This window comes from Rhizobium sp. CC-YZS058 (genome assembly GCF_034720595.1).
Taxonomy (GTDB): domain Bacteria; phylum Pseudomonadota; class Alphaproteobacteria; order Rhizobiales; family Rhizobiaceae; genus Ferranicluibacter.
The window spans coordinates 448,843-474,128 of the sequence record NZ_JAYESJ010000001.1 but is presented as its reverse complement, the minus strand read 5'-3'; the positions used below and the strand labels follow the sequence as shown (position 1 = coordinate 474,128).

At 66.0% G+C, this 25,286-nt stretch carries 30 protein-coding genes; 15 read left to right on the top strand and 15 right to left on the bottom strand.

All coding sequences use genetic code 11. From position 1 onward, the window contains the following. Positions 1 to 45: 45 nt before the first annotated feature. From U8330_RS02280 to U8330_RS02270, 3 genes are all read right to left on the bottom strand, one after another. Positions 46 to 504 carry a MaoC family dehydratase gene (locus U8330_RS02280; protein ID WP_323107099.1) on the bottom strand — a complete coding sequence of 153 codons (459 nt, stop codon included), beginning with the start codon at positions 502 to 504 and terminating at the stop codon, positions 46 to 48. A 264-nt stretch (positions 505 to 768) separates the two neighbouring features. Beyond that, the gene (gene glgX / locus U8330_RS02275; protein WP_323103550.1) at positions 769 to 2,739 is read right to left on the bottom strand and encodes a glycogen debranching protein GlgX; all 1,971 of its coding nucleotides are present in this window, start codon (positions 2,737 to 2,739) and stop codon (positions 769 to 771) included. A 78-nt stretch (positions 2,740 to 2,817) separates the two neighbouring features. Then, positions 2,818 to 3,042 carry an aa3-type cytochrome c oxidase subunit IV gene (locus U8330_RS02270; protein WP_323103549.1) on the bottom strand — a complete coding sequence of 75 codons (225 nt, stop codon included), beginning with the start codon at positions 3,040 to 3,042 and terminating at the stop codon, positions 2,818 to 2,820. A gap of 164 nt (positions 3,043 to 3,206) precedes the next feature. Here U8330_RS02270 and U8330_RS02265 point away from each other — a divergent pair, with 164 nt between their 5' ends. Next, a complete protein-coding gene (locus tag U8330_RS02265) occupies positions 3,207 to 3,983 on the top strand; it encodes a gamma-glutamyl-gamma-aminobutyrate hydrolase family protein (protein ID WP_323103548.1) in 777 nt (258 codons plus the stop codon). On the opposite strand, the gene U8330_RS02260 is transcribed toward U8330_RS02265, so the two are convergent. The 3 genes from U8330_RS02260 to U8330_RS02250 form a co-directional block, all read right to left on the bottom strand. After that, positions 3,964 to 4,938, bottom strand: a complete 975-nt coding sequence (locus tag U8330_RS02260; protein ID WP_323103547.1) for a 2-hydroxyacid dehydrogenase — start codon at positions 4,936 to 4,938, stop codon at positions 3,964 to 3,966. The two genes, U8330_RS02265 and U8330_RS02260, sit on opposite strands and share 20 nt — an antisense overlap. Positions 4,939 to 4,953: 15 nt before the next feature. Then, positions 4,954 to 5,982 (bottom strand): LacI family DNA-binding transcriptional regulator, encoded by a 1,029-nt coding sequence (locus tag U8330_RS02255; protein ID WP_323103546.1) that lies wholly within the window; start codon positions 5,980 to 5,982, stop codon positions 4,954 to 4,956. A gap of 123 nt (positions 5,983 to 6,105) precedes the next feature. Continuing rightward, entirely contained in the window at positions 6,106 to 6,624 is a 519-nt protein-coding gene (locus tag U8330_RS02250; protein ID WP_416236799.1) for a MarR family winged helix-turn-helix transcriptional regulator, read from the bottom strand. 132 nt (positions 6,625 to 6,756) lie between these two features. Here U8330_RS02250 and U8330_RS02245 point away from each other — a divergent pair, with 132 nt between their 5' ends. From U8330_RS02245 to U8330_RS02225, 5 genes are all read left to right on the top strand, one after another. Beyond that, positions 6,757 to 7,548 carry a creatininase family protein gene (locus U8330_RS02245; RefSeq protein WP_323103545.1) on the top strand — a complete coding sequence of 264 codons (792 nt, stop codon included), beginning with the start codon at positions 6,757 to 6,759 and terminating at the stop codon, positions 7,546 to 7,548. A 66-nt stretch (positions 7,549 to 7,614) separates the two neighbouring features. Then, positions 7,615 to 7,911: a type II toxin-antitoxin system prevent-host-death family antitoxin gene (locus tag U8330_RS02240; RefSeq protein WP_323103544.1), complete on the top strand. Its 297-nt coding sequence runs from the start codon at positions 7,615 to 7,617 to the stop codon at positions 7,909 to 7,911. Further along, positions 7,908 to 8,300 carry a type II toxin-antitoxin system VapC family toxin gene (locus U8330_RS02235; RefSeq protein ID WP_323103543.1) on the top strand — a complete coding sequence of 131 codons (393 nt, stop codon included), beginning with the start codon at positions 7,908 to 7,910 and terminating at the stop codon, positions 8,298 to 8,300. The genes U8330_RS02240 and U8330_RS02235 overlap by 4 nt, the downstream gene beginning before the upstream one ends. A gap of 110 nt (positions 8,301 to 8,410) precedes the next feature. Continuing rightward, entirely contained in the window at positions 8,411 to 9,520 is a 1,110-nt protein-coding gene (locus U8330_RS02230) for a GTP-binding protein (protein ID WP_323103542.1), read from the top strand. Beyond that, complete coding sequence (locus U8330_RS02225; protein ID WP_323103541.1) at positions 9,520 to 10,509, top strand: WD40 repeat domain-containing protein; 990 nt, start codon at positions 9,520 to 9,522, stop codon at positions 10,507 to 10,509. The genes U8330_RS02230 and U8330_RS02225 overlap by 1 nt, the downstream gene beginning before the upstream one ends. 3 nt (positions 10,510 to 10,512) lie before the next feature. Here U8330_RS02225 and U8330_RS02220 read toward each other — a convergent pair whose 3' ends face one another. The 4 genes from U8330_RS02220 to odc2 all read right to left on the bottom strand — a co-directional run bounded on the left by U8330_RS02220 (position 10,513) and on the right by odc2 (position 14,131). Continuing rightward, positions 10,513 to 11,529 carry a serine hydrolase gene (locus U8330_RS02220; protein ID WP_323107096.1) on the bottom strand — a complete coding sequence of 339 codons (1,017 nt, stop codon included), beginning with the start codon at positions 11,527 to 11,529 and terminating at the stop codon, positions 10,513 to 10,515. Between the two features lie 102 nt (positions 11,530 to 11,631). Continuing rightward, the gene (locus U8330_RS02215) at positions 11,632 to 12,075 is read right to left on the bottom strand and encodes a glyoxalase superfamily protein (RefSeq protein WP_323103540.1); all 444 of its coding nucleotides are present in this window, start codon (positions 12,073 to 12,075) and stop codon (positions 11,632 to 11,634) included. Positions 12,076 to 12,317: 242 nt separating this feature from the next. Further along, the gene (locus U8330_RS02210; RefSeq protein ID WP_323103539.1) at positions 12,318 to 12,908 is read right to left on the bottom strand and encodes an N-acetyltransferase; all 591 of its coding nucleotides are present in this window, start codon (positions 12,906 to 12,908) and stop codon (positions 12,318 to 12,320) included. Between the two features lie 89 nt (positions 12,909 to 12,997). After that, on the bottom strand, positions 12,998 to 14,131 hold the full coding sequence (gene odc2, locus U8330_RS02205; protein WP_323103538.1) for an ornithine/lysine decarboxylase: 1,134 nt from the start codon (positions 14,129 to 14,131) through the stop codon (positions 12,998 to 13,000). A 754-nt stretch (positions 14,132 to 14,885) separates the two neighbouring features. On the opposite strand from odc2, the gene U8330_RS02200 reads away from it, so the two are divergent. The 3 genes from U8330_RS02200 (at position 14,886) to U8330_RS02190 (ending at position 17,568) form a co-directional block, all read left to right on the top strand. Further along, positions 14,886 to 15,785 (top strand): LysR family transcriptional regulator, encoded by a 900-nt coding sequence (locus U8330_RS02200; RefSeq protein WP_323103537.1) that lies wholly within the window; start codon positions 14,886 to 14,888, stop codon positions 15,783 to 15,785. Positions 15,786 to 15,874: 89 nt separating this feature from the next. Then, on the top strand, positions 15,875 to 16,516 hold the full coding sequence (locus tag U8330_RS02195) for a DUF1007 family protein (RefSeq protein ID WP_323103536.1): 642 nt from the start codon (positions 15,875 to 15,877) through the stop codon (positions 16,514 to 16,516). Then, a complete protein-coding gene (locus U8330_RS02190) occupies positions 16,510 to 17,568 on the top strand; it encodes a nickel/cobalt transporter (protein ID WP_323103535.1) in 1,059 nt (352 codons plus the stop codon). The genes U8330_RS02195 and U8330_RS02190 overlap by 7 nt, the downstream gene beginning before the upstream one ends. On the opposite strand, the gene U8330_RS02185 is transcribed toward U8330_RS02190, so the two are convergent. The 4 genes from U8330_RS02185 to U8330_RS02170 form a co-directional block, all read right to left on the bottom strand. Next, positions 17,569 to 17,775 (bottom strand): hypothetical protein, encoded by a 207-nt coding sequence (locus U8330_RS02185; RefSeq protein WP_323103534.1) that lies wholly within the window; start codon positions 17,773 to 17,775, stop codon positions 17,569 to 17,571. Then, the gene (locus tag U8330_RS02180) at positions 17,772 to 18,467 is read right to left on the bottom strand and encodes a GNAT family protein (protein ID WP_323103532.1); all 696 of its coding nucleotides are present in this window, start codon (positions 18,465 to 18,467) and stop codon (positions 17,772 to 17,774) included. Before U8330_RS02180 ends, U8330_RS02185 begins: the two co-directional genes overlap by 4 nt. A 140-nt stretch (positions 18,468 to 18,607) precedes the next feature. Further along, the gene (locus U8330_RS02175) at positions 18,608 to 19,468 is read right to left on the bottom strand and encodes a tellurite resistance TerB family protein (RefSeq protein WP_323103531.1); all 861 of its coding nucleotides are present in this window, start codon (positions 19,466 to 19,468) and stop codon (positions 18,608 to 18,610) included. Between the two features lie 111 nt (positions 19,469 to 19,579). Continuing rightward, a complete protein-coding gene (locus U8330_RS02170; RefSeq protein WP_323103529.1) occupies positions 19,580 to 20,218 on the bottom strand; it encodes a 2-dehydro-3-deoxy-phosphogluconate aldolase in 639 nt (212 codons plus the stop codon). Positions 20,219 to 20,345: 127 nt separating this feature from the next. On the opposite strand from U8330_RS02170, the gene U8330_RS02165 reads away from it, so the two are divergent. The 6 genes from U8330_RS02165 (at position 20,346) to U8330_RS02140 (ending at position 24,463) form a co-directional block, all read left to right on the top strand. Continuing rightward, positions 20,346 to 20,819: a CYTH domain-containing protein gene (locus U8330_RS02165; RefSeq protein ID WP_323103527.1), complete on the top strand. Its 474-nt coding sequence runs from the start codon at positions 20,346 to 20,348 to the stop codon at positions 20,817 to 20,819. A gap of 15 nt (positions 20,820 to 20,834) precedes the next feature. Further along, the gene (locus U8330_RS02160) at positions 20,835 to 21,734 is read left to right on the top strand and encodes a CHAD domain-containing protein (protein WP_323103526.1); all 900 of its coding nucleotides are present in this window, start codon (positions 20,835 to 20,837) and stop codon (positions 21,732 to 21,734) included. A 107-nt stretch (positions 21,735 to 21,841) separates the two neighbouring features. After that, complete coding sequence (locus U8330_RS02155) at positions 21,842 to 22,531, top strand: YafY family protein (RefSeq protein WP_323103524.1); 690 nt, start codon at positions 21,842 to 21,844, stop codon at positions 22,529 to 22,531. Positions 22,532 to 22,598: 67 nt separating this feature from the next. Next, a complete protein-coding gene (locus U8330_RS02150; protein WP_323103523.1) occupies positions 22,599 to 22,967 on the top strand; it encodes a VOC family protein in 369 nt (122 codons plus the stop codon). Between the two features lie 72 nt (positions 22,968 to 23,039). Continuing rightward, positions 23,040 to 23,981, top strand: a complete 942-nt coding sequence (locus U8330_RS02145; RefSeq protein ID WP_323107095.1) for a rhodanese-related sulfurtransferase — start codon at positions 23,040 to 23,042, stop codon at positions 23,979 to 23,981. A 5-nt stretch (positions 23,982 to 23,986) separates the two neighbouring features. Continuing rightward, positions 23,987 to 24,463, top strand: a complete 477-nt coding sequence (locus U8330_RS02140; RefSeq protein ID WP_323103522.1) for a GNAT family N-acetyltransferase — start codon at positions 23,987 to 23,989, stop codon at positions 24,461 to 24,463. Positions 24,464 to 24,472: 9 nt separating this feature from the next. On the opposite strand, the gene U8330_RS02135 is transcribed toward U8330_RS02140, so the two are convergent. Further along, positions 24,473 to 25,252, bottom strand: a complete 780-nt coding sequence (locus U8330_RS02135; RefSeq protein ID WP_323103520.1) for an ArsR/SmtB family transcription factor — start codon at positions 25,250 to 25,252, stop codon at positions 24,473 to 24,475. Between the last annotated feature and the right edge of the window lie 34 nt (positions 25,253 to 25,286).

The window sequence follows — 25,286 nt, the reverse complement described above, 5'->3', positions numbered from 1 at the left end:
CCTGTTCTTGGAGTGGCCGGCAACAGGCCGGCCGCTCGACGAGCCCTAAACATCGTCCGGCCGGTCCTTCGGATCGAACTGGATGATCGTCAGCCATTTGGCCGTCAGGGCCGGCTTGCGCTCGTTTTCGATCTCGACCGAGACATCATAGGTCACCATCAGCATGCCGCCGCCGCGAAAACGCGCCTCTTCGAGAACGAAGCGGCCGCGCACGCGGGCGCCGGCCTTGACGGGGGCGAGGAACCGGACCTTGTCGAACCCGTAATTGATGCCCATGGTCTGCTCACGCACCTTGGGCAGGCCGTTGTAGTTCATCGCCGACAGCAGCGAGAGCGACAGGAAGCCATGGGCGATCGTGCCGCCGAACGGCGTTTCGGCCGCCGCGCGCTCAGGGTCGGTGTGGATGAACTGGTGGTCGTCGGTCGCATCGGCAAAGCCGTCGATCGTATCCTGGGACACGGTGATCCACTCGGAAACACCGATCTCCTGGCCGACAAGGCTCATGACTTCGCCAAGCGAGATCTCCCGCTGGGCGTGAGGCCCTGTATCGGGCTCCGCGGTATCGCGTCGTGCAGTCGTGTCGCTCATGCTCTCAGCTCATGCGCTTCGAATGCGGCCGCGCCGTGTTCCGCAAGCCGCGCGGCGGATCAAGCCAGCCGAAGACGCGTTGCGAAAGAGGCAGCCGGTGCCGGCGGGTTCCGGCAGTTCACCCATATAGACACGGATGCTGCGGCGCGGCAACAAGCGGCGCGTGGCGCTCGATAAGCGTTAGTATTCGGTTACGAAAAAGCCGACGCTGCGGGCCGGAAGGCGCCCATCGACACGCTCGGCGGTCGGCGCAACCGCTTGCCAGCCGCTGGAGCTTGCGGGCAGGCTGAGCGGCGCATCGTCCGGGGACCGATTGATCGCAACGGCCAGCCGCGCTGCCGCGTCGGTCTGCGCATCGTGGCTCTTGAGCACCATCAAGAGATGCTCCGTGCGCTCGCCGTCCCAGTCATGCGCCTGCATCGGGGCGCCCGCGAAGGTGAGCCAGGCAACATCGCCTTCGCCGGTCCAGGCATGATCCTCGGCGAAAATCGAGAAGCGGCGGCGAAGCGCCGCCAGCGCTTCCGTATGGGCCAGCAATGCAGGGGAGAGCGCAGCCCAATCGACCCAGGTGATCGCATTGTCCTGGCAGTAGGCATTGTTATTGCCGACCTGGCTGCGCCCGGCCTCGTCGCCGGCGGTGAGCATGATCGCGCCGCGGCTGGCGAAGAGTGTCGCCAGCAGCGCCTTGATGTCGCGCTCGCGCGCAGCGAGGATGGCCGGATCCGTGGTCGCCCCCTCCACGCCGTTGTTCCAGGAATGGTTCTCGCCATGCCCGTCGCGATTGTCCTCGCCATTGGCCTCGTTGTGCTTGTGGCGGTGGGCCGTGAGGTCGGCAAGCGTGAACCCGTCATGGGCGGCAATGAAGGTGACGCCGCGGCACTTCGAGGCGCCGTCGCGCGCGAAGACGGGGGCTGATCCCGCCAGCGCCGTCGCGAGCGCCCCCACCATCCATCCATCGCCCCGCCAGAAGCGGCGCAGATCGTCCCGCGCCCGGTCGTTCCACTCGAGAAAGGCATCCGGAAACTGCCCGAGCTGGTAGCCGCCGGGGCCGATGTCCCAAGGCTCGGCAATCAGGATCCGGTCGTGCAGAAGCGGATCGGCCAGCATCTCGGTCAGGAGGGCTGCATCCCGCCGAAAGCCGTGGGCGTCCCGCCCGAGGATGGAGCCGAGATCGAAGCGAAAGCCATCGACGCCGGCTGCCCGGACGAAGCTGCGCAGGGTTTTGAGGATGAGGGCGCGCATGGCAGGATGGTCGCAGGCGATCGTGTTGCCACATCCGGTATCGTTGATCAGCGTGCCGTCCGGCGCATGTCGGTAGGAGACGCGATTGTCGAGGCCGCGGAGCGAAAGCGTCGTGCCGAAGCGATCGCTCTCTCCCGAATGGTTGAAGACGAGATCGAGAATGACTCCGATTCCGGCGGCATGCAGGGCCGCCACCGTGTCCCGCAGCTCCACCCAGCCGCCGGGCACGAGGCGCGGGTCCAGGGCCTGGAAGGCGATCGGGTTGTATCCCCAGCCATTGACCAGGCCGAGCGGCGGAAGATGGCGCTCATCGATCCAGGCGGTGATCGGCATCAGCTCGACCGCGGCGACGCCGAGGCGGGTGAGATGGGCAAGGACTGCGGGATGGGCCAACGCGCCGACCGTGCCGCGCTGCGCCTTCGGCACCTGCGGATGCAGCATGGTGAAGGGGCGAACCGCCACCTCGTAGATCAGCCCCTGGCGCGAGAAGAGCGGCGGTGCGGCCGCCGCCTCGGGAAGGTCCGTCACGATGGCCTTCGGCACGAGGTCGGCGGTCTCCGCGCCATAGGTCATCAGCTTGGCATCGTGGCGGAAGGGACGGTCGAGAAGGAGCGCATAGGGATCGACCAGAAGTTTCGCCGGATCGAACCAGAGCCCGCGGTCGGGGTCATGGGGCCCGTGCGCCCGCAGGCCGTAGCGCGTGCCGACCGGCGTATCCGGCAGGCTGATCCGGTGAACATGGTCTTCGCCACGGGCGAGCAGGACACGCCCGGTCTCGCGATCGCCGGTCTTGTCGTAGAGGCAAAGCGAGATCCGCTCGGCGGTTTCCGACCGAACGGCAAATGTGGTGGAAGACGGACCGGGCGTGGCCCCCAGCGTCGCCCCCTGCTCGGACATGTCTCTGCGCATCGGATCTTCCCCGCCGTCACCCATGCTGCAAGCCTTGTCGCGCGCGCGGGCGGCGAAGCCGCCGCGCCCGGCGCCGCATCACCGCGTCAGGGTGATGCCGGCTACGAGCAGAACGACGAAGAGGATCAGGCTGACGAAGGCGCCGGCATTGGTGAAGAACAGGGCGGCCATGGCGATCAGCAGCACGACGCAGAAGACCGTCAGGAACTTCGCGCCTTCGAGGAACATCGAATAGGTCTTCTCGTGTTCCTTGTAATCCATCTCTGCGCCGGTTTCGGCCGGACCGGTGTGATGTTCCGCCATCGTCTCTCTCCCCTTCCCACATGCCGTGAACCACGGCCTGCCCACACATGCCTTGGGGTTGGGTGCCGGTCAAGAGGCAGGCGCAGCCGGCCGGCCAGCAGATTGACGCAGAGGCGCAAAAACGGCTAGTCCAGCGTCTCGATCCAGCAGCCCCGGAGTGCCGCATGCCGAAGCCGATCGTCGCCATTCCCGCCGATTTCCGCGAGCTCGACGGCAATGTCTGGCATGCGACACCGCATCAATATGTACGCGCGGCGCTGGAAGGTGCCGGCGTCATGTCGCTGTTGGTTCCGGCCCTCGAGAACGGCAACGAGGCGGATGAGATTCTCGACCGGGTGGACGGCCTGCTCGTCTCCGGCTCGCGCTCCAATGTGCATCCGACGCTCTATGGGCGCGAAGCGAGCGAGGCGGATGGCCCCTTCGACCATGGCCGGGATGCGACCAGCCTGGCGTTGATCCGCCGCGCGCTCGACCGCGCCATTCCCGTGCTCGCGATCTGCCGCGGCATCCAGGAGCTCAACGTCGCGCTGGGCGGCACGCTGGCGAGCGAGATCCAGACATTGCCCGGCCGCAACGACCACCGCAAGCCGGAAGGAACAACGCTCGACATCGCCTATGGCATCCGCCAGACGGTGATGGTCGAACCCGGCAGCTGCCTTGCCGGCGTGCTCGGCGCCGGCGTGGTCCATGTCAACTCGCTCCACCGCCAGGCAATCTCGGACCTTGCTCCGAACCTCGCCGTCGAGGCCGTAGCCGATGACGGCACGGTCGAGGCGGTGTCCGTCATCGGTGCCAAGGCCTTTGCCGTCGGCGTCCAGTGGCATCCGGAATATTGGGTCGGCCGCGACACGCCCTCGAACGACCTCTTCGCCGCTTTCGGCGAGGCCGTCCGCCGCTATCGCGACCGGGATCGCAAGGCGATCAGCGCGCCTGCCGCTTGAACGGCGTTTCTTCAACGGGCGTGATGGCCTCGCCCGTTTCGAACCAGGCGATCAGATTGTCGGCAACCAGGTCCGCCATGGCATTGCGCGTGGCGACCGAGGCCGAGCCGACATGCGGCAGCAGAGAGACGGTCGGCAGGTCGATCAGCGCCTGCGGCACATGCGGCTCGTTCTCGAACACATCGAGCCCGGCAGCCGCGATCGTGCCGGATTGAAGGGCTTCGACCAGCGCCGCCTCATCGACCGTGATGCCGCGACCGATGCTGATGACGACGCCGTTCTTGCCGAGCGCCTTGAAGATCTCGGCATTGACCGTGTGGCGCGTGCTGTCGCTTCCGGGCACGATGACGACCAGCGTATCCACCGCTTCGGCGAGCGAGGCAAGTGACGTGTGGTGACGATAAGGAACGTCGCTGCGCGGGGTGCGGGTGTGGTAGGCCAGCTCCACGCCAAAGGCCTCGAGGCGGCGGGCGATCGCAAGGCCGATGCGACCAAGCCCGTAAAGCCCGACGCTTCTGCCTCGCAGCGTCAGCGGGCTCAGCGGAAAGGGACCCTCGCTCACCCACTTGCCGGCTCTGAGATAGGCCTCGGCGGCCGGAAGCCGGCGCAGCGTGTTCAGCAGAAGGCCGATCGTGGTATCCGCCACCTCGTCGTCGAGCACGTTCGGCGTGTTGGTGACGACGACGCCGCGCGTTGCGGCATGGGCGGCATCGACACCGTCATAGCCGACGCCGAAATTGGCGACGATCTCCAGCCGGTCGAGCGCATCCATCAGCCCGGCCGGGACCTTGTTGAAGGTGGCTATCCCGCGGACCTTCGCGGCGATGTCCGGCGTGATGCAGGAAGGGTCGGCGCTGTCGACATGCAGGATCTCGAAGCGGTTCCCGAGCCGGTCCAGAACGCGCGGATTCATCTTCCCCGCAACGAGAATGGCGGGGCGGGTGTCGTCGGACATGGCGGATCTCCGTGCTTAGTCGCCGGGCGCGGGGCGCAGTGGGCCGGTCGACTGGCGGATGCGCATTTCCGGCTTGATCAGGTGAATGCCGTCCGGCTCGTGGCTGCCGTTCAGCTTGTCGAGCAGCGCGCGCGCGGCGCTGCGGCCCACATCGGACTGACCGTTCCAGACGGTGGTCAGTGCCGGTGTCGAGAGAGAGGCTTCCTCGAGATCGTCATAGCCCGTGACGGAAATATCCTTGCCGACCACAAGACCGGCGCGGGCGATGCCGTTCATCATGCCGATGGCGACCAGATCGTTCCAGCAGACCACGGCCGTCGGCCGCTGCGGCAGGGAGAGAAGATGCACCGCCGCCTCGAAACCGCCCTGCATGGAGCGGGGTCCCGGGATCCGCAGATTGGGATCGACCTCGATCTCGGCCTTGCGCAGGGCCTGGACATAACCCTGGTAGCGGTCGCGGCCGGTGGAGGTCTGGTCGGTGCCGCCGACCATGGCGATGCAGCGGTGGCCGAGCCCGATCAGATGATTGGTGGCGAGCGAGATCCCATAGGCGTCGTCGCCGCGAAAGATCGGCACGTCGAGACCTTCGATCGACCGGGCAACGAGGATCGCCGGCATGCCATTGTCTTCGGCAAGCTGGATATCTTCCGGCGGGGTGCCGATGGCAGGCGACATGATGACGCCATCGCCGCCGAGCTGCAGCAGCGTTTCGATGAAGGCGCGTTGCTTTTCCACCGAGTCGTAGTGATTGGAGAGAATGAAGGTCTGGCGATCACGGTCGAGCTCGGCCTCGATCGCCTTCAGGATCTCGCCATAGAACGGGTTCATGATGTCGTGCACCACGACCCCGACGATGCCCGAACGCGACGTGCGAAGGCTGGCGGCGCGACGATTGTAGATATAGCCGAGCGCCCGCGCCTGATCCTTGATCTTGTCCCGCGTTGTCGTGGCCACGAGCGGGCTGTCGCGCAGGGCAAGGGAGACAGTGGCAGTGGAAACGCCGAGCGTCTCCGCAATCGTCGACAGCTTGATCTTCTGTGCCACGTCTCCTCCGGTTCCAATAAGCCCGACCCAGCCCCCACCAGGTTTAAATTCCATTTAAAGACTTTAAGGAAAAGATGCAACCCAATTGCGGCAGAACCGCACGGCGGTTGTGCCAAGACGTCGTCACGCCGGCTTTGCGGGCTGCAGGTTCTCGTCCAGCGCCCGGAGAAGCTTGGCAAGCGTGCGCACCTGCTTGTCGCTGAAGCCCTGCAACGCCACTGTCTCGCTCATCCGCCCCGCTTCGGAGATCGCCTCGAGCCGGCCTCGGCCTGCGTCCGTCAGATAGACCTTGGTCAGGCGCGCATCGTCCGGGTCCGGCCGTCGTTCGAGGAAGCCCTGGGCCTCCATGCGGCCGATCGTGCGCGTCATCGTCGGAGCCTTGACGCCGAGCCGGGCCGCAAGCGCTCCGGCCGTCATCCCGTCGGTTTCCTGCAGCGCCAGCATCACGCCGTCCTGACCGGCATAAAGGCCGCTCTCGGCGAGATTGCGGGAGGACAGCGTGCGCATGCCACGGGCGGCCTGCACGAGCAGCATCGCCACATCCGCTTCCGGACGATCGGACACGGTGAGCTCCTCGCCCTCCCGCTCCTTGCGCGCCTTCGCCTTTCTTTCCAGCTTTTCCAGCTTGTCTTTCTTGCCCAACTCGCTCTCCCTGCGGCCTTTTCTTCACCATCGCTCATTTGTATGACTCATGTGACAATCCGGCTGCAAGAGCCGGCAAACCATCGCGGATGCGCAAGGGCGCAGCCGTCAGGATGAAGGCCGAACCCCGCCATGCGCTCCCCCTCCCCCTTCTGGCAGGACACTGATTTTTCCGGCGCGCCCGAAACGCGGTCCGGCTGGATCGCGGTTCTGCCGCTCGGCGCGCATGAACAGCACGGGCCGCACCTGCCTTTCGAAACCGACACACTGATTGCCGATGGCATTGCGCGGCGCCTGGCTTCCGCCCTGCCCGCCGACCTGCCGGTGACGATCCTGCCGGCAGAGCCGGTCGGCTACTCGATCGAGCACAGCGACAGCGAGGGCACCCGCTCCCTCTCCTATGGCGAGGCCATCGAGCGATGGATCGGCGTGGCGCAGGACCTGCGCGCGCGCGGCATTCGCAAGCTGATGCTGCTCAACGCCCATGGCGGCAACTCGCCCCTGATGACGATCGTCGCCACGGAACTGCGCGTCCGGTTCAAGATGCTCGTGGTCGCAACCAGCTGGACCCGGTTCGGGCAGCCGCAGGGCTGGATGGCGCCGGAGGCCAAGGCGATCGATATTCACGGCGGCGAGATCGAAACCTCGGTCATGCTGGCGCTCCATCCCGAACGGGTCGACATGCCCCGCGCGCGTGACTTTCCCTCCCGCCAGACGGACTATGCCGCGCGTTTTACCCATCTGCGCGCCTATGGCCCGCATGCCTTCGGCTGGATGATGCGCGACCTTAACCCCGACGGCGCCGCCGGCAACGCCGCCGCCGCCAGTGCGGCGCGCGGCGAAGCCCTGGTCGCCCATGCGGTCGATGGCCTTCGGGTCTTGCTCCAGGATATGCACGCCTTCGACCTGCGCAGCTTCGACTGATCCACCGCTTGCATGCGCGCCCGCGCCACCGCATATTAGCATTTTGCATCACCAAGGAGCCGCCCCATGCGCATCTCCATCACGGAAGCCGCCGACCGCCTGCCCGAACTCGTCCGCCGCGTGGAAGCGGGCGAGGATGTGGTGCTGACCGACAATGGCGTCGAGGCGGCACGGCTGCGGCCGGTCGAGCCTGCAATCGTGCAGGCGGCGCGGTCGATCCACGACCCGGAAGAACGGCTGCGGTTCCTCGACGAACTCTTGGCACGCGTACGACAGAAGACCGGCGGGACGAACGCCTCCTTCCCCGACGCAGCCCACAGTCAGGACTTCCTCTACGATGACGAGACCGGTTTGCCGGCGTGATCGCCCTCGACACTTCGGCCTTGATCGCGATCCTTGCCGGAGAACCAGCCGCTGAAGCCTGCGCCAGTGTTCTTCATCGTGCTCGCGTCGTTCTGCTATCTGCCGCCAGCCTGACGGAAGCGATGATTGTTGCGTCCCGTCGCAGCCTCGATGCCCCGCTCGCTGCCTACCTGGATGGTCTCGCCCCAACCATTCTCCCCCTGACGAAAGAACGGGCAGAGCGCGCGGCGGCGGCCTATCGGCGGTTCGGAAAGGGGTTCCACCCGGCCGGGCTGAACTTCGGCGATTGCTTTGCCTATGCCGCGGCGGAGGAATTCGCGTGTCCGCTTCTCTTCATCGGCGGAGATTTTGCCCGGACGGACTTGTCCGCGGCCCTGCCGCCACATTGATCGGTGCGCGCCGCTGTTGCGCCTTTGAACTCGCACCATCTGGTCTTATATGGAGGCGACGCCCGCCGCCCTTGACGCGGCGGCCCTTTAAAAGTCCCTGCGAGGCCACCATGACCGCATCCGCTTCCGACGCTGCAAAGCCTATCCCCGTGACCGTGCTGACCGGCTATCTCGGCGCCGGCAAGACGACGCTTCTCAACCGGATCCTGTCCGAGAACCATGGTCGGAAATATGCGGTCATCGTCAACGAATTCGGCGAGATCGGCATCGACAATGATCTGATCGTCGAGTCCGACGAAGAGATCTACGAGATGAACAATGGCTGTGTCTGCTGCACGGTGCGTGGCGACCTCATCCGCGTCGTCGAAGGCCTGATGCGCCGGCCGGGGCGCTTCGACGCGATCATCGTCGAGACCACAGGCCTTGCCGATCCGGTTCCCGTGGCCCAGACCTTCTTCATGGATGACGATGTGCGTGCCAAGACCGAGCTCGATGCCGTCATCGCGCTGGTCGATGCAAAGCACCTGCCGCTGCGGCTGAAGGACAGCCGCGAGGCGGAGGACCAGATCGCGTTTGCCGATGTCGTGCTCTTGAACAAGACCGACCTGGTGACGCCGGAGGAGCTTGCCCGCGTCGAGGCGACGATCCGCGTCATCAACCCCTCCGCCCGCATCCACCGCACCCAGCGCTCCGAGATCGACCTGACCAAGGTGCTCGACCAGGGCGCCTTCAACCTGGAGCGCGCGCTCGAAAACGAGCCGCATTTCCTCGACCACGATCATCACGATCACGACCATGTCTGCGGCCCCGACTGCGGCCACGATCACCATCATCACGGCCATGGCCACCACCATGATCATCATCATGATCACGACCATCATCACCATGACCACGCCGCCCCTTCGGCCATCCATGACGTGACGGTCCAGTCGGTCTCGCTGCGCGGCGGCCTGATGAACCCGGACCGGTTCTTCCCCTGGATCCAGAAGATCACCCAGACCGACGGGCCGAACATTCTGCGTTTGAAGGGCATCATCGCCTTTGCGGGTGACGAGGAGCGCTATGTCGTCCAGGGCGTGCACATGATCATCGAAGGGGATCATCAGCGTCCCTGGAAAGAGGGTGAGGCGCGGGAAAGCCGTCTGGTGTTCATCGGTCGCGATCTCGACCGGGAGAAGCTGGAGCGGACGTTCAAGGCCTGCGAGGCGCAGCCGAACTGATGCCCACCATCGCGCCGCTCGACCTCGACGCCCATATCGTGACCGTCGCCTATCTGGGCGACGTTCCGTTTTTTGCCGATGCCACCGGCCGCATTCATCGTCTCGATGAAGGACACAAGGTGACGGAGGCGCATGACGGCCTGCTTGCCGCCGTCGTCGATGATGCGAGCGGCACGCTGCTCACCGGCGGCGAAGATGGCAAGGTGCTCCGCATCGCCCGCGATGGCAGCGCGAGCGAACTTGCCCATCACCCGCGCAAATGGATCTCGCAGGTCGCGCCGGGTCCGCAAGGGGCCATCGGCTATGCGATCGGCCGCAGCGCCTTCGTGCGCATGGCCGACGGGACGACCAAGGAATTTACCGAGCAGCGGACCGTCGAGGGCCTGGCCTTTGCGCCCAAGGGCCTTCGGGTCGCGCTGGCCCGGTACAATGGTGTCTCGCTGCATTGGGTGGCGATGGCGGGCCAGCCGGTCGATCTCGACTGGAAGGGCGCGCATACCGGCGTCACCTTCTCGCCCGATGGCCGCTTCCTGGTAACGCAGATGCAGGAAAATGCGCTGCATGGCTGGAAGATGGACGTGAAGCCCGGCTCGGAGACGCGGCATATGCGCATGACCGGCTACCCGGCCAAGGTCAAATCGCGCTCCTGGTCGGTGAAAGGCAAGTGGCTCGCCTCCTCCGGTGCGCCGGCCGCCATCGTCTGGCCCTTCCAGGGCAAGGACGGGCCGATGGGCCGGGCCCCGCTCGAGCTCGGCACGCGCGGCGATGTCATGGTGACCCAGGTCGCTTGCCATCCGACGGACGAGATCGCCGCCATCGGCTATTCCGATGGCATGGTGATGGCCGTTCGCTTCGCCGATTCAAGGGAGGTGCTGCTGCGCCGGCCCGGCAAGGGGGCGATCAGCGGCTTTGCCTGGGCACGCTCCGGCCGGCAGCTCGCCTTCGGATCGGAAAGCGGCGAAGCCGGCATTATCGACCTGACGGCCTGATCCTCAAGCACCGGCCGTGGCGATGATGCGGGCAAGCAGCGCATGCAGATCGTCGCGATAGCCGGTGCGGGCGGACGGGCTCGTCTCATCCGACGTCATGACCACCGTGAGGCCGAGATCGGGCACGATGTAGAGCATCTGGCCACCGAAGCCCCAGGCGAAATTGACCCGGTGGCCGCCGATCTCGCGGATGAACCAGCTATAACCATAGCCATCGCCCGAGAATCGGGAATTGGTCCGCGATGTCCAGGATTCACCGATCCAAGCTTCCGGCACGATCTGCCGCCCGTCCTTCGTTCGCCCGCCATTGCGGTAGAGCTCGCCGAAGGCCAAGAGCGAGCGGGCGCTCATCGCCATCTGGTTGCCGCCCAAATAGATGCCCTGCGGATCGCGCTCCCAGGCACTGATACGAAACCCATCGACCGGTCCCAGCCAATCCCGCGCCAGAGCGAGCGTGGATTGTCCCGAAACCTTGGTAAGAATGGCGGACAGGAGATGGGTCGAGGCGGTGGAATACAGCATCGGCCCGCCGGGCTCGGCAACGATGTCGGCAGAGAGCGCGGTGCGGACCCAATTGCGTGACGAGACCCAGCGACCGTAATTTGCCCCCGACATGCGATCGAGCCCCGCCTGCATGGACAGGAGATGGCCGATGGTGATGGCCTTGAGACGCGGATCGGGATCGGCCGGCAGATCGGCAGCCAGAATCGGCGCGATCGCCTGATCGACACCGGTCAAGAGCCTCTTCTCGATCGCGATCCCCACCAGCGCCGAGATGATCGATTTCGAAGCCGACTTGATGTTGGCGGATTCGCCGACCCGATGACCGTTGAAGCCCCGCTCCACGACCACCGCCCCGTTGCGGGAAACAATGACCGTCTTGAGCGCGGACAGCCGCGCCGCATCGTCCATGATGCGGGACAGCTCCATTTCCTGGCTGATGGCCGGAACAGGCGCCGCGGTTTCGGCGGCGCCCGTTCCGGAAAGGGAGAGCGAGGCGGCCAGGGCCACGGCGGTCATGCGCAAGCGAAAGGTCATGACCGCGAGATAGGCGCCGCATTCCCGACCAGCAAGACGAAGACCGGCCGGCTCACGTCAACGTGACGCAGGAGATGGCAGGCATCACCACATCAATTCCACCTGCGGCCGGCCGTCGGAGGTCCGGGCCGGGCTGCAGCCGGACGCATCGACCGTGCAGGTGACCCGCTTGCGGAAGGCGGAGAAGCTTTCGAAGCGAACCACGTCAACCGGCTCGTCGAAATCGAGCACCAGCCGGTGGAGATCGGGCCGGGACAGGACCGCCTGCACGCCGATGACCCGGCCTTCGAAGGGCTGGCCGAGATAGGAGCCGCGTACCCGGCTGCCGAGCGCGTAAGGATCGAAATCCGGCCTGTTGCGGAGCGCGGCGTGAAGCGTGTTCCAGTCGCGGAACCCGTATTGCTTGGCGAGGCGCTCGAGCGCATGCCCGTGGGAAAGAGTACCGCCGCGGGCGTTCAGGGCCGTTCGCAGGCGCTTGGCCTGGTCTTTCAGCGCTTGCAGAGAGGGAAGAAGGGGTCGTGTCGACATCAGGGATCGTTCCAGCATCGGCATGCCGTCTTGTCCCATGGTGTCCGCATTGCCATCGGTCGCATGCCGAGGGAAGGATCGAGCGAGATCGCGAAGAGGCTTCACCAACGCTATGGGGCGCGCGGACGGCGGGGGCTCTTCACCCGTTGGGATGAGCTGTATCGCCGCTGCGCAACCGCGTCAACCTGGCGCGAGCGAAGCGAGTCCCGTCCGGCTCCGACGGGATTCGCAAGGGTCGATCCTCAAGCCGCGCGGCGCGCCGGGGCGTGGGAGAGCTTGGCGCCGGTCGGCGTCAGCATGCCGGCCGCCCCGTCGAGCCAGCCTGCCTTGAGCTCGAGCGCCAGAAAGCGCGCCCGCTCGAACGGACCCGGCATGACCAAGTGGCAGGTCTTGTGGGCAAAGAAGCCGAAGCGCTCGTAATAGGGCGCATCGCCGACCAGCAGGATCGCACCGTGGCCGCGACGGCACGCCTCGGCGATCGCCGCCCGCATCAGCTGCCCGCCGATGCCCTTGCCCTCATGCGCCTGATCGACCGCCAGTGGCCCGAGCAGCAAGGCCGGAACGCCGCGCCCTTCCGCGTCGATGCCGGCATCGACGTTCCAGAGGCGCACGCTGCCGATCACATGGCCGGCGTCGTCGCGGGCCACCAGCGCCAGGCCTTCGGCAGGAACGCGGCCGCGACGCAGCGCTTCCGAGGACTTGCGACGGCGGTTCGGACCCATGGCACGATCGAGCAGGCGCTCGCGCGCCACGACATCGCCGGCATTCTCGGCGTCGATGGTGAAGGTGGACTGCGCGAAGAAGGCGCGGACAGACTCAAGAACAGCGGCCATGGCACGGCCTCCCGAACTCAAAACCGTTTCAGACGGCGACGATTGAAGCGATGGGTGGGGCGGCTCCCGATCCGGGAGCCGCGAGATCGTCAGATGACGTAGGCCTTGAGCGGCTCGAAGCCGTTGAAGGCGACGGCCGAATAGGTCGTCGTGTAGGCACCGGTGCCCTCGATCAGAACTTCGTCGCCGATCGAAAGCGAGAGCGGCAGCGGGTACATGTTCTTCTCATACAGCACGTCGGCCGAATCACAGGTCGGGCCGGCGAGCACGCAGGGCTCCATCGCATCGCCATCATGCGCGGTGCGGATCGGGTAGCGGATCGCCTCATCCATCGTCTCGGCGAGACCGCCGAACTTGCCGATGTCGAGGAAGACCCAGCGGTGGTTGTCGTTGTCCGACTTCTTGGAAATCAGCACGACTTCCGCCTTGATCACGCCGGCATTGCCGACCATGCCGCGGCCGGGCTCGATGATGGTCTCCGGCAGCTGGTTGCCGAAGTGCTTGCGCAGGCTCCCGAAGATTGCCTTGCCATAGGCTTCGGCAGAGGGAACGTCGCGCAGGTACTTGGTCGGGAAGCCCCCGCCCATATTGACCATCTTGAGCTCGATGCCCTGCTTGGCGAGCTGCACGAAGACGCGCTTGGCATCGGCGAGTGCCGAATCCCAGGCGTCGACCTTCGTCATCTGCGAGCCGACATGGAAGGACACGCCGTAGGAGACGAGGCCCAGCTGATGGGCATAGACCAGCACGTCGACGGCCATCTGCGGCACGCAGCCGAACTTGCGCGACAGTGGCCATTCCGCACCCTCGCCATCCGTCAGCACGCGGCAGAAGACGCGGGCACCGGGGGCGGCACGGGCGATCTTCTCGACTTCCTCATGGCTGTCGACCGCGAAGAGATTGACGCCGAGCGCGTAGGCGCGCGCGACGTCCCGCTCCTTCTTGATCGTGTTGCCGAAGGAGATGCGGCGGGCGGTGGCACCGGCATCGAGCGCCATTTCGATTTCGGCGACGGACGCGCAATCGAAGTTGGAGCCGAGACCGGCGAGCAGGCGCAGCACTTCCGGCGCCGGGTTGGCCTTGACGGCATAGTAGATGGCGCTGTCCGGCAGAGCATGGCGGAAGGCCTTGAAATTGTCGCGCACGACATCGAGATCCACGACGAGGCAGGGACCTTCCGGACGGCGGGTGTTCAGAAATTCGGTGATGCGGGCAGTCGTCATGGTCGTTCCCCAATCCTTTAGGCTCCGCCGCAAGGCAGAGGGCCACAAGACCCCGACGCACGAAGCGACGGAGACGCGAAAGACTTCACCGAACCGGTGAAGGACAAAGGGCGTACGGGACCATGCAGGAGACCAGCCGGTGGAGACCCCGGAATCCTTACATGCGCCTGTACAGCGCGGTGGTTGGACGAAGCCTGCCAAGGCTTTCATCCGGCTTTGTCTGCCATGGATTGGAGGGGGGACCCGACCGCACGTCCGGCAATGAAGGTGTGCCTCTTCAGTAACCCCGGCTGATGGAAAGCCGGCAGAGAACAAAAAGGCCCGCACCGTCGTTGCTTCAAGATGTCCTCGCAATTCCGGTTGGCCGGAAGAGCGACTGGAGCGGTTAGGTCCAGGTACCTTACCGATTTCCTCACCAAACGAGGGATCGGCGGACACCCACAGGCACGTGCGACTTTGGGCAAGGGGTAGGTAAGAAAAATCACTGTCGTAATCAAGCGGTTTTTGCGGGTGCGCGCGAATTTTTTAGCAAGTCGAGAGAGGCCTGTCCTCTGCGCCATTCAAGGGTATCATTGCTGCCTGCCGACGTTGGCTTGCCTTGCATGTCCTGAGGCTGATTGAGCCCCTCTTTTGCAGCAATGATTGACTGACGCGATGTCACCTCCCGCTTGCGAAGAGCGGGCGGTTGATGTTTGTGGAGGGGTAGGGATCGGCGGGCGGGCAGCGATGCGTCGCCGCGGCGCGAGGGGCGAGCATGGACACGTTGACCCGGATCCGGGCCTTTATCGATGTGGTGGATGCGGAAGGCTTTTCGGCCGCCGGACGGCGGGTCGGCCGCTCCAAGGCACTGCTTTCCAAATATGTGCGCGAGTTGGAGGACGAGCTGGGAGCGCTGCTTCTGAACCGCACCACGCGACAGTTCTCTCTGACCGAAGCCGGCCACCTCTATTACCGCACCGCCTCCGACATTCTCAAGGAGATCGACAATCTCGCCGATCTTGTGCGGGCCGGCAATGCCGACCTCAAGGGTCGTCTGCGCATCTCGGTCCCGCGCACCTTCGTCGATGCCGAGATCGGGCAATCGCTGATCGATTTCACGCTGGCCCATCCCGACATGTCTCTGGAGATCATCTCGGACGACCGCTTCGTCGATCTGGTCGAAGAGGGTTTCGATGTCGCGATCCGCATCACCAAGCTCGAGGATTCGACGCTGATTGCCCGCAAGCTCGACGATTTCGACATTCGGTTCTGCGCGACACCCGCCTATCTCGCCCGCTACGGCCCCTTTGCCCATCCCTCCGATCTTGCGCGCGTGCCCTGCATTCTGGATACCAACGGCCGTTCCTACAGCAATTGGCGGTTCGTTGATGGCGAGGGCCAGGGGTTTTCCGTGCCGGTTAGCGGTCCGATCGAGGTGAACAGCCCGCTGGCTGCGCTGCGGGCGGCGGAAGCCGGGCTCGGCGTCACCGGCCTGCCGGATTTCATCGCCCGGGCGAAGATCGAGGCGGGAATCCTCGTGCCGCTCTTCGATGCCTTCACCCCGCGCGACCGTGGCATCTATGCCATCTATCCGCACCGGCGCTATCTGCCCGCCAAGGTCCGCACCTTCGTCGACTTCCTGCATGGATGGTTTCGCAAAAGGGCGGAGCGCTAGACCGGTGGAATGAACGGTCCCAATTCCGTCCCATTTTCGCTCGAAAAGCGCGATCGTCGCCTTTCGGCCCGACCAAGGATTCCTCGCTCATGACCGCGTCGCGTTTTGCCCTGGCGGCTGCCCTGTCACTTCTGCCGCTTCCGGCCCTCGCCCATCCGCATATCTTTGCCGAAGCGCGGCTGGAGATCGTCTCCGACGACAGTGCCACGGTGACCGAGCTGCGCAATGTCTGGCGCTTCGACGACCTGTTTTCCGCAAGCGTGCTCCTGGACTTCGACAAGAATTCCAACGGCACGCTGGACCCGGACGAACTGGCCGAAGTCGGCCAGACGGTCTTGGACTCGCTGGCGGAATACAATTACTACACGACGATCTCCGACAACGGAAAACAGGTGAAGGTTGCCAAACCGTCGGAGATCACGGCCGACTTCAAGGACAACCAGCTGCTGCTGATCTTTGCCGCCAAACCGGCAGAGCCGCTGCCGCTCAAGGGCCGGCTCTCCTTCGGCGTCTATGACCCCACGCTCTACACCGCGATCGATTTCCCGACCGATGGCGACCTTGCGGTGGTCGGCAACGGCCTCAGCGCCTGCAGCCACAAGGTGGTGCGGCCGGACCCGGACGAGGTGATCGCCCAGAACCAGTCGAGCCTGACCGACGCCTTCTTCAACGATCCGACGGGGACCGACATGTCGAAGCTATTTGCCACCCGGATCGAGTTCACATGCTGAGCCGGGTGAAAGCGCCGGCGGCATTCGCTCTCATCCTGCTTCTCGGAACGGCACTCGCCGCCCATGCACAATCGCCGCTCGGCATCGGCACGGCCGAGCCGGGTTTTAGGATCGGCGGGCCTCTCGGCCCGCTCTTTGCCTGGATCAACATGGAGCAGCAGGGCTTCTACCGCACGCTGACCGGCGCCCTGAAGGGCATGCGCGACAATCCCTGGCATCTCTGGTCGCTGATCGGCCTCTCCTTTGCCTATGGCGTGTTCCACGCCGCCGGGCCCGGCCACGGCAAGGCGGTCATTTCTTCCTACATGATCGCCAACGAGACGGAGCTGAAGCGCGGCGTGCTGCTCTCCTTCCTGTCCTCGATGCTGCAGGGCGTGGTCGCCATTCTCCTGGTCGGCGCGGCCTATCTGGTGCTGCGTGGCTCGTCGATCTCGATGACGCAGGCCACCACCTTCCTCGAACGGGTCAGCTTCGCGCTGGTGGCCGCCTTCGGCGCCTATCTTCTCGTGCGCAAGCTGCGGGCGCTCGCTGCGGCTCGCCCGGCGCAAAGCGAGGCGCTGGCGCTGGCCGGCGGTCCCGGGCTCCCGCTGCATCACGATCACGCCCATTCCCACCATGGCCATTCTCACCATGGCCACGACCATCATCACGGCCATGCCCATGCCGCGGGCGAGGTCTGCGCGACCTGCGGCCATGCGCATGCGCCCGATCCGGCGCTCCTGCGGGCCGAGCGGTTCGACTGGCGGGAGGCCTGGTCGGCCGTGCTTGCCGTTGGCCTGCGGCCCTGTTCCGGCGCGCTGATCGTTCTCAGCTTCGCGCTGTTGAACGGCCTCTATCTCGGCGGCGTGCTGTCGGTCTTCGCCATGGCGGTCGGCACGGCCATCACGGTTTCCGTGCTCGCAACGCTGGCGGTCACCGCAAAGGATCTCGCCGTGCGCTATGCCTCGTCCGCCGGCACGGCAATGCGGGTCACGCACGGGATCGAAATTTTTGGCGCGCTCCTGGTGCTGGTTCTGGGGCTCGCGCTGCTCGGCGCCTCGCTCCAGGGCTGATCAATCCGGATGCCGGCGCTGATAGCGCGCCCGCAGCCAGAAGATCACGAAGAACCCGAGAATGAACAATCCGCCCGCGGTGGCGGCAAGCAGCGGCGAGGTCTGGCCGAGAAAGAGCACGACCGTCGGCAGGAAGAGCAGCCCAAGGGCGAACAGGATCAGGATGATGGCTGCGGCAATGGCCGCATTGCGGTCCTTCGGCGTCACGACCGCGCCTCCCCTGCCCCGTCCAGCCTGGACCGGATGGCTTCCAGGCGGCGGTGCTGACGTCCCTCGGCATCGAAGTTCTCCGGCGCGAGCCAGGCTTCGAAGGCTGCCTTCAGACGCGGCCATTCACCGTCGATCATCGAGAACCAGGCCGTATCGCGGTTGGCGCCCTTGGAGACCATGTGCTGGCGGAAGACGCCTTCGAAGGTGAAGCCCAGCCGCGCCGCCGCCACCTTGCTCGGCCCGTTTTCATTGTGGCACTTCCACTCGTAGCGACGATAGCCGAGATCGTCGAAAACATGGCGGGCCATGAGGTAGTGAAGCTCGGTCGACAGGGGCGATCGCGCCATGGCCGCGCCATGCGCCACGGACCCTACCTCGATGACGCCATTGGCAGGGTCCGGCCGCATGAAGCTCGCCATGCCGACCACGGCACCGCTTCCCTTCTCGCGCGCCACGAGCGTGATGAGGCTTGCCTGCGCAGCGTCCAGCCAGGCGCCGAAGGCCTGCGCATCGGCGAAGTGCGCCTGCGGGAAATATTTGAGCAGATCATTGACGGCAGGCCCGCCGAACGCGTCCCAGAGCGGCTGCAGATGCGCATCATGGGCATAGGGTTCGAGCACGAGCCGCGCGCCTTCGAGCCTGACCGGCTGCGGCGCCGGACAGCCGGCCCAGGTGGTCAGATCGCGCATGATGTTCTCCTCAGCCCCTCGTCGCGGGGCCATCAGGCCCCGTTTCCTCTGGCTTAGGCGAAGTTCCGGTTCACCACAAATGCAAACTGGTGATCGCTCCATCACCGGCCCCGATGCGAGGCCGGTGAAGGACGCGCCGGCTAGATGACCGAGGCGGAGGGCGCCTGCTGGCTGCCGGCCGGGACCTTGGCGGCCGAGACGGTGGCTTCGATATGGTCGACCAGCCTGTCGTCGAGACCAAGCCGCCCGGCGAGCAGATCGAGATAGCCGCGCTCGGTGCGCGTATCGGGGTCGATCGTCAGGCGGGAGGCAGTGTAGAGCTCGACCTTTTCCTCCTCGGTCCGCGCAGCAGCGATGATGCCGTCGAGATCGACCGGGCTCGCCAGCTCCTGACGCAGGAAGGCCTCCGCCTCCTCATCCAGCCCGCTTTCGCCGACCCGCTCCATGATGTGGGCGCGTTCGGCCTCGTCGATATGGCCATCGGCGCGCGCAGCGGCGATCATGGCGCGGATGAGCACGAGCACGAAATCATTGCGGATGACGCCCGGCGCGATGCTGAAGCCGGACTCGTCCGGTGGAACTGTCACCTCGGGCGCCGCGCCGGAAAATCCGGCGCCGGGCTTCTGGCCGGACTGATAGTTCTTGTAGGCCTGGTAGCCGAGGCCGGCGATAACCGCGAGGCCCCCGAGCTTGAGCGCCGTGCCGGCGATCTCGCGCCCCTTGCCGGAGCCGAGCAGGACGGCGGCGAGCGCGCCGGTCTTCAGCGGATTGCTGCGGGCGATCGAGCCCAGTTGGCCGGCCTTGTCGGAAAGGGAGCCGCCCCCGAGCACGCTGCCGACCAGGCCGCCGAGACCGCCGCCGCCGAGCGCGCCACCCAGGCCGCCGCCCGAGGAAAAGCCGCCGGACGCCGGGCGTCCGTCACGCGCGACGTCGGGATTCCGGTTTCCGGACAATCCCTGGGATCCAAGAAACTGATCCAGCAACTTCTTCGCGTCGAACATCGGTGACCTCGTCCTTCTCGTGGCGTTGAGCACACGAGATAGGACGAGACCACGGGAAGACAAACCGGCTGACGTGAACGTGACCGGCCTGCGAAGGAGATCGCTTCGCCATCAGCCCTTCAGCGCTGCGGCTTCGCTGGCAAGCGCGGTGATGCCGGCCCAGTCGCCGGAGGCGACGAGATTGGCCGGCGCAACCCAGGAGCCGCCGACGCAGATGACATTCGGCAGGCTCAGATAATCGCGGGCGTTCTTCAGCGAGATGCCACCCGTCGGGCAGAAGGTGACGCCGGCAAGCGGCGAGGAGAGCGACTTGAGATAGGAGGCGCCGCCGGCCTGCTCGGCCGGGAAGAACTTCATCACCTCGTAGCCGGCATCGAGCAGCGTCATGGCCTCCGTCGCCGTGGCGGCACCCGGAAGGAAGGAGGCGGCATGATCCTTCTCCGCCTCGATCAGCGCCGGCGTGGTGCCGGGGCTGACGATGAACTGCGAGCCGGCCTTGACCGCCTGCTCATACTGCGCCGGATTGAGAATGGTGCCGGCACCCGGCACGGCGCCTTCGACCTCCTTGGCCACCGCCTCGATGGCGGCAAGGGCTGCCGGCGTGCGCAGCGTGATTTCGATTGCCTTGAGGCCACCGGCCACCAGCGCGCGGGCGAGCGGCACGGCATGGGCCGCATCCTCGATAATGAGAACGGGGACCACCGGCTGCAGCTTGAGAACGCTCAGCAGTTTTTCGGTCTTCTCGCGCATCGGCCTTGTTCCTCAATCGATTGAAACGGTGGCACTGGCATAGCGCCGGGCCGGTGCGATGTCGAGTTCTTCTGGACTTCCAACCGGCATCTCTTAACTAATGGCACGGCAGCGAGCGGGGACAGGCATGGCCAAGGAAATCGAACGCAAGTTTCTGGTGGCAGGCGACGGCTGGCGGGCAACCGCCGGCACCGGCGTGCGCATGCGCCAGTTCTATATTGCCGCCATGCCGGACCGCAGCGTGCGCCTGCGCATTCTCGACGGCACGAGCGCCCGGCTGACGATCAAGGTCGGCACGGGCATGCTGGTGCGCGACGAGTTCGAGTTCGAGGTGCCGCTGTCGGAGGCGGAGGACATGCTGTCTGCCGCGCTCGGAACGGTGATCGAGAAGACCCGCTATCGCGTGCCCGGCGGCGCCCATGTCTGGGAAGTCGATGTCTTTTCCGGTGCCCATGCCGGGCTGATCGTCGCCGAAGTGGAGATGCGCAGCGAGGCGGACGAGCCGGAACTGCCGGATTGGCTGGGCGTGGAGGTGACCGAGGACGGGCGCTATTCCAACTTCGCCCTTTCCACCCACGGGCAGCCGCCCGAAGAGGCATGAACAGCGAGCAGGCGCATGGCTTTCAAACTTTCGACCAGACGATCCTTCACCGCCGAGTTCCACCGGCTGGCAACAGCGCAGCTCGATCGGGCGATCGACCAGCTGGAGCAGCGGCCGGGCGGGCCGATGGAGGCGATCCATAGGGCCCGAAAGGCGGTGAAGAAGGTGCGGGGCCTCTACCGCTTCGCAGGCAGCGCGGCGGGCAAGGCGCGCACGGCGGAGAACAGACGGCTGCGCGACGCCTCGAGGCAGGTGGCACAGCTGCGCGACGCCGAGGCGCTGGTGGACACGGCCGAGCTGTTGCGTGCACGTCTGGCGGACGAGGAAGAGGATGCGGCCCTGCGCGCCGTGGATGCGTTGAAAGCGCGGCGCGGCTGGATGATCGAGGCCGCGACCGATCTCGACGGTCGCCTTGCGCAGTTTGCCGAAGCGCTGAAGGACGCCCGCACGGCCGCCACGAGCCTTGCCTTCGACGATAGAAGCAAGGCGACGCGGCGGCTCGTCGAGAAAGCCTGGCGCAAGAGCCTCGGGCGCGTGAAAGCGGCGCTTGAGGAGGCCCGCGCCAGCCGCACGCCGGAGGCCTTCCATACACTGCGCAAACGCTGCCAGGACGACCGTTTCCACCACCTCCTCATGATGCGGCTTTGGCCGTCATTGCTCCAGGAGCGCGAGCGGACCATCAAGGCGCTGATCGACCGGCTGGGCGTGCTGCATGATTTTGCGGTGCTGCTCGCGGTGCTGGAGGCGGAACCGGAACTCATTTCGCCCGAGGATCAGGTGATCCTGCGCCATGCGCTCGAGGTGGAGATCGGCGCGGAGGGGCGGCGGGCTCTGGATGAGGCCGATGCGCTCTACCGGATCGACCCCGGGCAGGAAGCCCGGCGCATCGCCTGCCTTTGGAAACTCGCGACATAGCACAGGCAGCAGGGATGCACGGAGCGGCGCAGCCGCGGACGGAGCAATGGCCGGACTGCGGCGGACCACCGTTTTCTTTCCGCTGGTAATCCCTATGCTCATGCGCCATGTCCCGCTCCGCCCGCCTTCTCGACCTCATCCAGCTTCTGCGCGCCCATCGGCGCCCCGTTTCGGGGGCGGCGCTTGCAGGCGCCTTGGGCGTCAGCCTGCGCACGCTGTATCGCGACATCGCCACGCTGCAGGCCCAGGGGGCCGATATCGATGGTGCACCGGGGGTCGGCTACAAGCTGAAACCGGGCTTCCTGCTGCCGCCGATCATGCTGCGGGAGGAGGAGATCGAGGCGCTGGTGCTCGGCATGCGCTGGGTAGCGTCCCGCACGGATCCGACCCTGGAAGCGGCGGCGAGCCATGCCCTTGCCAAGATCGCTGCCGTGCTGCCGCCGGAGCTGCGCCGCGAGCTGGAGCGCACCGCTCTCCTCGTTCCCCGCCCCCTGCCCGGCCAGAGCCGGCCGCCGGACCTGACCCCCTTGCGCGCTGCCATCCGCGCCGGGCTGAAACTGGATCTGACCTATCGCGATCAGACGGGCGCCACCACGATGCGGCGGGTCTGGCCCTTTGCGCTCGGCTATTTCGAGGATGTCCGCGTGCTGATTGCCTGGTGCGAACTGCGCAACGGCCATCGGCATTTCCGGGTCGACCGGATCGTCGCCCTGCAGCCGACGGAGGAGCGCAGCCCACGGCGGCCGGAGGTTCTGATGGCCGAATGGAAGCGGGACCAGGGGCTGCCGGCCGGCTGACAGCATGCTGACGGAAACTGGCAGCATGTCCGGCTAAACCGTCTCCGGCCAACACAGGAGACCCGCCATGAATGCCCAGTTCATCATCCTCACCGTCAGCGATCCACTGGCGAGTGCCGATTTCTACGAGCGTCTGCTCGGTCGCCCGGCGATCGACCGCGCCCCGACCTTCTCGCTCTTCGCACTCAACGATGCCACTCGCCTCGGGCTCTGGTCGTCGAAAACGATCAAGCCTCCGGCAACCGGGGCGCCGGGCAGCGCGGAGTTGACCTTCGTCCTGCCGGATCGCTCCGCCGTCGATGCCTGCCATGCCGACTGGCAGGAGAAAGGCATCACGATCCTGCAGGCGCCGGAGCAGGCCGATTTCGGCTATACCGTTTGCGGCACCGATCCGGACGGGCACCGGCTGCGCGCCTTCGTGCCGAACCCGCACTGAGAGCAGGCCCTGCGGAGGACGTGCCTGCCGCAGGGCGTTGCATGGGAGCGGCGAAGCCTGTATTTGACGGGCATGACCGACAGCGCCACCGCCGTGTCGCCGGAAACCGCGCCGTTTCTGGTGGCAGCCCTTTATCACTTCACCCCCTTTTCGCGGGCCGCCGAGTTCCGGCAGCCGCTGCAGGCGGCCTGCGAGGCCGAAGGCGTCAAGGGCACGCTGCTGCTTGCGCATGAAGGCATTAATGGCACGATCGCGGGGCCCGATGCCGGCATCCACGCCGTGCTGTCGCTGCTGCGCGCTCAGCCGGAATTCGCCACGCTGACGCACAAGGAAAGCCGCGCCTCGGCGATGCCGTTCCTGCGCATGAAGGTGCGGCTGAAGAAAGAGATCGTGACCATGGGGGTCGAGGATATCGACCCCTTGCGCTCGGTCGGCACCTATGTCGATCCGCAGGATTGGAACGCGCTGATTTCGGACCCGAACACGGTGGTGATCGACACGCGCAACGATTACGAGACCGCAATCGGCACCTTCCGCGGCGCTCTCGACCCGAAGACGAAAACCTTCCGCGAATTCCCCGACTGGGTGAAGGCCAACCCCGCGCTGCACGACAAGCCGAAGATCGCCATGTACTGCACCGGCGGCATCCGCTGCGAAAAGGCGACGGCCTTCATGAAGGCCCAGGGGTTCGAGGAGGTCTACCACCTCAAGGGCGGCATCCTCAAATATCTCGAGGAGACGCCGGCCGAGGAGAGCCTGTGGGATGGCGCCTGCTTCGTCTTCGACGACCGCGTGTCGGTGACCCATGGGCTGGCGGAGGGAGATCATACGCTCTGCCATGCCTGCCGCCAGCCGCTGACGGCCGAGGACCGCGCCTCGCCGCTGCATGAAGAGGGCGTCGCCTGCGTCCACTGCCACGACAGCCGCAGCGAGGAGGATCGCCTGCGCTATCGCCAGAGGCAGCATCAGATGCAGCTTGCCCGCGCCCGCGGCACCCGCCATCTCGGAAGCTGACCGGCATGGATGCCGTCACCATCTCGCCGCTCGCCGTGGTGGCGCAGTTTCGTCCGATCGTCACCGATCGGATCTTCACGGCCTGGGGAGAGGCGGAAGGCTTCACCCTCGACGAGCTCGACCGGGACATGGCCCGCAACATGCTCTGCGAAGCCATCCCCTTTACCCTTGTCGCGCATGAGGGCGAGGCCTTTCTCGGCACGGTCTCGGTGATCGATGACGACCTGCCGCTGCGCCCGGCCATCTGGCCCTGGCTCGCCTCGCTCTGGGTGGAGCCGGAGGCCAGAGCCCGGGGCATCGGCGCCCGGCTGATTGCGGCCGCACTGTCCCGCGCGGCGCCGCATGCGAGCGATCTCCACCTCCACGCGGTGCCGGACGTTGCCGGCTTCTACGAGTCGCGTGGCTGGACCGCGGTCGAGCGCGATGTATCCGGCGTCACGATCTTCCGGCACCCGACCCGGCAGGGACCGGCCGGGGCCTGAACGGCCCGATCAGGCCGCCGCCGGACCGGGCAGCAGGAAGGGAACACCGGTTTCCGCCAGCGTCTTCAACCGGGACAGAGCCTCCGGCCAACCACCGACGACCGCCTTGCTCGTCTCGGTCTCGCCGCCGAAATCATCGTGGATCAGCGTCAGCTTGCAGGCTGCATCGCCCACCGGCTCCAGAAGCCAGGTAACGCGCGAAGCCGGGTCGGCCGCCACCGCCGGCGACCATTGCGCGCGGAAGGTGTGCACAAAGCGATGCGGCGGCTCCACGGCCAGAACCTCGCCCACGATCATCGCCGCGTCGCCGACGCGATAGGTGATGGCGCCGCCGACGGCCCAGTCGGTCACGGAGCTCATGTTGAAATGTTGCCAGAGCGGCGTCTTCTCGTCATCGGTCAGAATTGTCCACACCGCAAGCGGCGTGGCGCGAATGAAGAGTTCCCAGACATGCTGCGGTGCTGCGGGGGCCATGGCGGCGTCCTTTCCTTCGACAGCGGTTTTGAGGTCGCTCATCGTCCGCAGAAAAGGCTGGGCATAGCGCGCGATCCAGCGATCCGCGATTTCCTGAATGGGGAGCGGATTGAGATAGTGGCGCTTCTCCCGGCCGATCCGGCGCGTGACGATCAGATGGGCGTTCTCCAGCACGCCAAGGTGCTTCATCACCCCAAAGCGGGTGATGGGCTGGCTCCGCTCGAGCTCGCTCAAGGTTTGCCCGTCCTGTGCGTGCAGGCGGTCCAGGAGCGCGCGCCGGAGCGGATGGGCCAAGGCGGCGAAGACATCGTCCATGAGCAGAGTTTTATATTCAGAATCATGCATGTGT

Coding starts and splice junctions, on each gene's coding strand:
- U8330_RS02245 (WP_323103545.1), top strand. CDS start 6,757: ATGCGCTCCCCCTCCCCCTTCTGGCAGGACACTGATTTTTCCGGCGCG.
- glgX (WP_323103550.1), bottom strand. CDS start 2,739: ATGCGCAGAGACATGTCCGAGCAGGGGGCGACGCTGGGGGCCACGCCC.
- U8330_RS02260 (WP_323103547.1), bottom strand. CDS start 4,938: ATGTCCGACGACACCCGCCCCGCCATTCTCGTTGCGGGGAAGATGAAT.
- U8330_RS02175 (WP_323103531.1), bottom strand. CDS start 19,468: ATGTTCGACGCGAAGAAGTTGCTGGATCAGTTTCTTGGATCCCAGGGA.
- U8330_RS02210 (WP_323103539.1), bottom strand. CDS start 12,908: ATGGCCGCTGTTCTTGAGTCTGTCCGCGCCTTCTTCGCGCAGTCCACC.
- U8330_RS02230 (WP_323103542.1), top strand. CDS start 8,411: ATGACCGCATCCGCTTCCGACGCTGCAAAGCCTATCCCCGTGACCGTG.
- U8330_RS02180 (WP_323103532.1), bottom strand. CDS start 18,467: ATGCGCGATCTGACCACCTGGGCCGGCTGTCCGGCGCCGCAGCCGGTC.
- U8330_RS02170 (WP_323103529.1), bottom strand. CDS start 20,218: ATGCGCGAGAAGACCGAAAAACTGCTGAGCGTTCTCAAGCTGCAGCCG.
- U8330_RS02135 (WP_323103520.1), bottom strand. CDS start 25,252: ATGGACGATGTCTTCGCCGCCTTGGCCCATCCGCTCCGGCGCGCGCTC.
- odc2 (WP_323103538.1), bottom strand. CDS start 14,131: ATGACGACTGCCCGCATCACCGAATTTCTGAACACCCGCCGTCCGGAA.
- U8330_RS02220 (WP_323107096.1), bottom strand. CDS start 11,529: ATGACCGCCGTGGCCCTGGCCGCCTCGCTCTCCCTTTCCGGAACGGGC.
- U8330_RS02160 (WP_323103526.1), top strand. CDS start 20,835: ATGGCTTTCAAACTTTCGACCAGACGATCCTTCACCGCCGAGTTCCAC.
- U8330_RS02140 (WP_323103522.1), top strand. CDS start 23,987: ATGGATGCCGTCACCATCTCGCCGCTCGCCGTGGTGGCGCAGTTTCGT.
- U8330_RS02200 (WP_323103537.1), top strand. CDS start 14,886: ATGGACACGTTGACCCGGATCCGGGCCTTTATCGATGTGGTGGATGCG.
- U8330_RS02150 (WP_323103523.1), top strand. CDS start 22,599: ATGAATGCCCAGTTCATCATCCTCACCGTCAGCGATCCACTGGCGAGT.
- U8330_RS02145 (WP_323107095.1), top strand. CDS start 23,040: ATGACCGACAGCGCCACCGCCGTGTCGCCGGAAACCGCGCCGTTTCTG.
- U8330_RS02270 (WP_323103549.1), bottom strand. CDS start 3,042: ATGGCGGAACATCACACCGGTCCGGCCGAAACCGGCGCAGAGATGGAT.
- U8330_RS02265 (WP_323103548.1), top strand. CDS start 3,207: ATGCCGAAGCCGATCGTCGCCATTCCCGCCGATTTCCGCGAGCTCGAC.
- U8330_RS02155 (WP_323103524.1), top strand. CDS start 21,842: ATGTCCCGCTCCGCCCGCCTTCTCGACCTCATCCAGCTTCTGCGCGCC.
- U8330_RS02195 (WP_323103536.1), top strand. CDS start 15,875: ATGACCGCGTCGCGTTTTGCCCTGGCGGCTGCCCTGTCACTTCTGCCG.
- U8330_RS02240 (WP_323103544.1), top strand. CDS start 7,615: ATGCGCATCTCCATCACGGAAGCCGCCGACCGCCTGCCCGAACTCGTC.
- U8330_RS02190 (WP_323103535.1), top strand. CDS start 16,510: ATGCTGAGCCGGGTGAAAGCGCCGGCGGCATTCGCTCTCATCCTGCTT.
- U8330_RS02165 (WP_323103527.1), top strand. CDS start 20,346: ATGGCCAAGGAAATCGAACGCAAGTTTCTGGTGGCAGGCGACGGCTGG.
- U8330_RS02225 (WP_323103541.1), top strand. CDS start 9,520: ATGCCCACCATCGCGCCGCTCGACCTCGACGCCCATATCGTGACCGTC.
- U8330_RS02215 (WP_323103540.1), bottom strand. CDS start 12,075: ATGTCGACACGACCCCTTCTTCCCTCTCTGCAAGCGCTGAAAGACCAG.
- U8330_RS02280 (WP_323107099.1), bottom strand. CDS start 504: ATGAGCCTTGTCGGCCAGGAGATCGGTGTTTCCGAGTGGATCACCGTG.